At 70.5% G+C, this 3627-nt stretch carries 4 protein-coding genes; 2 read left to right on the forward strand and 2 right to left on the reverse strand.

Annotation, left to right across the window (positions count from 1 at the left end; genetic code table 11):
• Positions 1-108: 108 nt before the first annotated feature.
• Positions 109-396, reverse strand: a complete 288-nt coding sequence (locus tag GUY60_RS35810; protein WP_161705594.1) for a hypothetical protein — start codon at positions 394-396, stop codon at positions 109-111.
• Positions 397-570: 174 nt separating this feature from the next.
• On the opposite strand from GUY60_RS35810, the gene GUY60_RS35815 reads away from it, so the two are divergent.
• On the forward strand, positions 571-939 hold the full coding sequence (locus tag GUY60_RS35815) for an arsenate reductase family protein (protein ID WP_161705595.1): 369 nt from the start codon (positions 571-573) through the stop codon (positions 937-939).
• A gap of 118 nt (positions 940-1057) precedes the next feature.
• On the opposite strand, the gene GUY60_RS35820 is transcribed toward GUY60_RS35815, so the two are convergent.
• Positions 1058-1999, reverse strand: a complete 942-nt coding sequence (locus GUY60_RS35820; RefSeq protein WP_376771357.1) for a Gfo/Idh/MocA family protein — start codon at positions 1997-1999, stop codon at positions 1058-1060.
• 185 nt (positions 2000-2184) lie between these two features.
• On the opposite strand from GUY60_RS35820, the gene glnII reads away from it, so the two are divergent.
• Positions 2185-3216 (forward strand): glutamine synthetase, encoded by a 1032-nt coding sequence (glnII, locus tag GUY60_RS35825; protein WP_161705597.1) that lies wholly within the window; start codon positions 2185-2187, stop codon positions 3214-3216.
• The last annotated feature ends 411 nt before the right edge of the window (positions 3217-3627 follow it).

Below are 3627 nucleotides of genomic sequence, written 5' to 3' on the forward strand. Positions count from 1 at the left end.
GGCCGGGGACTTCAAGAGGGCGGGCGCGAGCGGCAGTTGAAAGGCCGGGGGCCGGGCACGGGCCGCGACGCGCGCGGTCCCGTACCCGGCCCTGGCCGTGGTCTTCGCTCAGCGGCTGTACCGCATCAGGGCGCGGACCATGTGGCAGGTGATCTCCGACGGCGGGCGCACGCCGATGAGTTCGGCGGTGGCGCGTATCTTCCGGTTGTTCGCCTGCTCCGCGCGGTGCACGCCCGAGTCGAGCAGGGCGATGGCGAGACGCATGGCCTTCAGGCGGCGGTTGTGCATGATGTACCACTCCCGCGGGCGGCCCGCGGGGAGCGGCTGCTTGAGCAGCGGCATGTACGGAAGGTCGATCGGCAAGGGCTTCGGGACAGCGGACAGAACAGCGGCCATGAACTTCCTCCAGGGTGGTCGGGGGTGGGACACACCGCTTCCACGGCAGTGCCCAACCGGTCTCGAACACTGCTTCAATTCTACTGCCCACCACTGACAAAAGCCGCTGGCCACAGGGGCGTTGAGGGCAGTGCGCGCAGGCCCGTGAACGGAGTCCTGGCTTACGCTTGTGCCATGGAGATCTGGATCAATCCGGCCTGTTCCAAGTGCCGCAGCGCCCTGCACCTGCTCGACGAGGAAGGCGCCGACTACACGGTGCGCCGCTACCTCGACGACGTGCCGAGCGAGGACGAGATCCGCGCCGTCCTCGACCGGCTCGGCCTCGAACCCTGGGACATCACCCGCACCCAGGAGGCGGACGCCAAGGAGCTGAACCTGAAGGACCGTGAGGCGTGGCCGCGCGAGGCCGCCGCCCGCGACCGCTGGATCGCCGCGCTCGCCGCGCACCCGAAGCTGATCCAGCGCCCGATCATCACGGCGGACGACGGCACGGCTGTGGTGGCCCGCACGGACGAGGCGGTACGGGACGCGCTCGGGCGCTGAGCTGTCTGTGCGTCCCGCGCGCCGCTGCGTATCCGGCGCCCTCTGTGTCCGTTTCCGGCTGTACACGCGTGGTGGTGGCCCGCTTTTCAGACGGTCAGGCGGTGCCCCGCTCGGACGGTCAGGTGGTGACCCGCTCGCCGTCGTGCAGTGAGCGTTCCGCCTGGGCCAGGATCTCCGTGACGCGCAGTCCGAGGCGCACGTCGCACGCGTGCGGGACGCCCGTACGGGCCGCCGTCAGGAGCGCGCTGATGGCGTTGGCGTACGCGTCGAGCGGGCCGTCGCCCCAGACCTTCGGGAGCGTCGCGACGCCGCCCGCGCCGCGCAGTTCGACCGTGACGCCACCCGCCGCGTCCGGCGCCGTCAGGCTCAGCGTGGCCACCGAGGACGCCCCGGAGGCGTGCCGGAGCAGCAGGTGCGCGGTGTCCTCAGGGCCGCGCGCCGCCGACACCTCGGTCACGTCACCGAGGGCGGGCAGCAGCACCGACAGGGCGTGCGGGCCCACGTCCCACAGCGCGCCCTTCTCGTGCCGCCAGGGCGACGCCTCGTACGGCTTCTCCGTACCCGGCGCGTAGATGCTGCCGAGCCACTCGGCGCGGCCCGTGAACCAGCCCTCGGCGTCGGCCTGTTCGGCGATCCACGGCGCGGTGGCCGTGGAGAAGCGCAGGGTGAAGAAGACGACGGAGGCGACCTCGGCGGCCGCGTCCGCGAGTTCGCGGGCCGCCGCCACGGTCGTCGCCACCGGCTTGTCGAGGAGCAGGTGCCGCCCGGCCCGCGCGGCGCGCACCGCGAGGCCCGCCTGAATGTCGGGCGGCAGCGCGACCGCCACCGCGTCCACATCGGCGATGAGGGCGTCCGCGTCGTCGTACGCGCGCGTGCCGAGGTTTTCGGCGAGCTCGGCGGCCGCCTCGGGACGGCGCCCCCACACCCCGACGAGCCGCACCTCAGGGTGCGCGGCCAGGGCGGGGCCGTGTACGCGCCGCGCCCAGGAGCCGGTGCCGAGGAGGCCGACGCGCAGCGGCGCGGAGGACGAGTGCGGGCGGGGCTTCGGTGCGGTGGACATGCGGGCCAGTCAATCGCGTATACGACGCACGTGACCAGCGGGGCGGCGGCAAGGACCGCGTTACACGGGGTTCACAGTCGGGCAACGGACGGGAAATCGAGACTTGCGAGGCTGCGGGCACAGCGCGACATCACCGCCGCGACACCACCCGCACCGCACGCACAGCCCGCAAAGGATGGCGCCCCGTGAGCTTCAAGGCCGAATACATCTGGATCGACGGTACGCAGCCGACCGCGAAGCTGCGCTCCAAGACGAAGATCATGACCGGTGCGCCGGCGGGCGTGGACGCGCTGCCGATCTGGGGCTTCGACGGTTCCAGCACCAACCAGGCCGAGGGGCACGCCTCCGATCGCGTACTGAAGCCGGTTTTCACCTGCCCTGACCCGATCCGGGGCGGCGACGACATCCTGGTCCTGTGCGAGGTCCTGAACACGGACATGACGCCGCACGCCTCCAACACGCGTGCCGCGCTGCGCGAGGTCGAGGAGCGGTTCGCCGCGCAGGAGTCGATCTTCGGCATCGAGCAGGAGTACACCTTCTTCAAGGGTGCGCGTCCGCTCGGCTTCCCCGAGGGCGGCTTCCCGGCGGCGCAGGGCGGCTACTACTGCGGTGTCGGCTCGGACGAGATCTTCGGCCGTGACGTGGTCGAGGCGCACCTGGAGAACTGCCTGAAGGCCGGTCTGGGCATCTCCGGCATCAACGCCGAGGTCATGCCGGGCCAGTGGGAGTTCCAGGTCGGCCCGCTCGCGCCGCTCGAGGTCTCCGACCAGCTGTGGATCGCCCGTTGGCTGCTGTACCGCACCGCCGAGGACTTCGACGTCTCCGCGACGCTCGACCCGAAGCCGGTCAAGGGCGACTGGAACGGCGCGGGCGCGCACACCAACTTCTCCACGAAGGCGATGCGCGAGGGCTACGCCGCGATCATCACCGCGTGCGAGTCGCTCGGCGAGGGCTCCAAGCCGATGGACCACGTCAAGAACTACGGCGCGGGCATCGACGACCGTCTGACCGGTCTGCACGAGACCGCCCCCTGGAACGAGTACAGCTACGGCGTCTCCGACCGTGGCGCCTCGGTGCGTATCCCGTGGCAGGTCGAGCAGGACGGCAAGGGCTACATCGAGGACCGCCGCCCGAACGCCAACGTCGACCCGTACGTGGTGACCCGGCTCATCGTGGACACGTGCTGCGCGGCCCTGGAGAAGGCCGGCCAGGTCTGAACCGCCCCTATTGTTCCTATTTTGCTGGATGAGTTTCTCTCATCCCGCTGAATCAGCCTCTTCTTGAAGAAGCGCCCGTTGACACACAACGGGCGCTTCTTGGGTTGCTGCGGCGGCTGTTCGTGTTCCGGTCGAGTTCCCGTCCACCCTGTGGGCGGCCCCTGCTGACCTTGAAGGCCATCTGCTTCAATGGGGGCATGGCCAGCTTCCAGAACACCACGCCGGGTCGCCACGACCTCGAGCCGTTCTGGCCGTCCCGTCAGCACCACGACTTCGACCGGGTGTGTTGCCGCGCGCTGAACGCGCCGGCCCGCTAAAGCCGTTCACTTCTCTGCACGGCCTTCGGTCGGCGCGCGACTGAGCACGTTCCCCAGACGCCTCTCGCGCGAATCGAGCTGACCTCTCATGACG

Source organism: Streptomyces boluensis (assembly GCF_009908195.1).
GTDB lineage: Bacteria > Actinomycetota > Actinomycetes > Streptomycetales > Streptomycetaceae > Streptomyces > Streptomyces boluensis.

Bases quoted from the DNA above. Each gene is read 5' to 3' on its own strand.
- GUY60_RS35810 (WP_161705594.1), bottom strand. From the start codon at position 396: ATGGCCGCTGTTCTGTCCGCTGTCCCGAAGCCCTTGCCGATCGACCTT.
- GUY60_RS35815 (WP_161705595.1), top strand. From the start codon at position 571: ATGGAGATCTGGATCAATCCGGCCTGTTCCAAGTGCCGCAGCGCCCTG.
- GUY60_RS35820 (WP_376771357.1), bottom strand. From the start codon at position 1,999: ATGTCCACCGCACCGAAGCCCCGCCCGCACTCGTCCTCCGCGCCGCTG.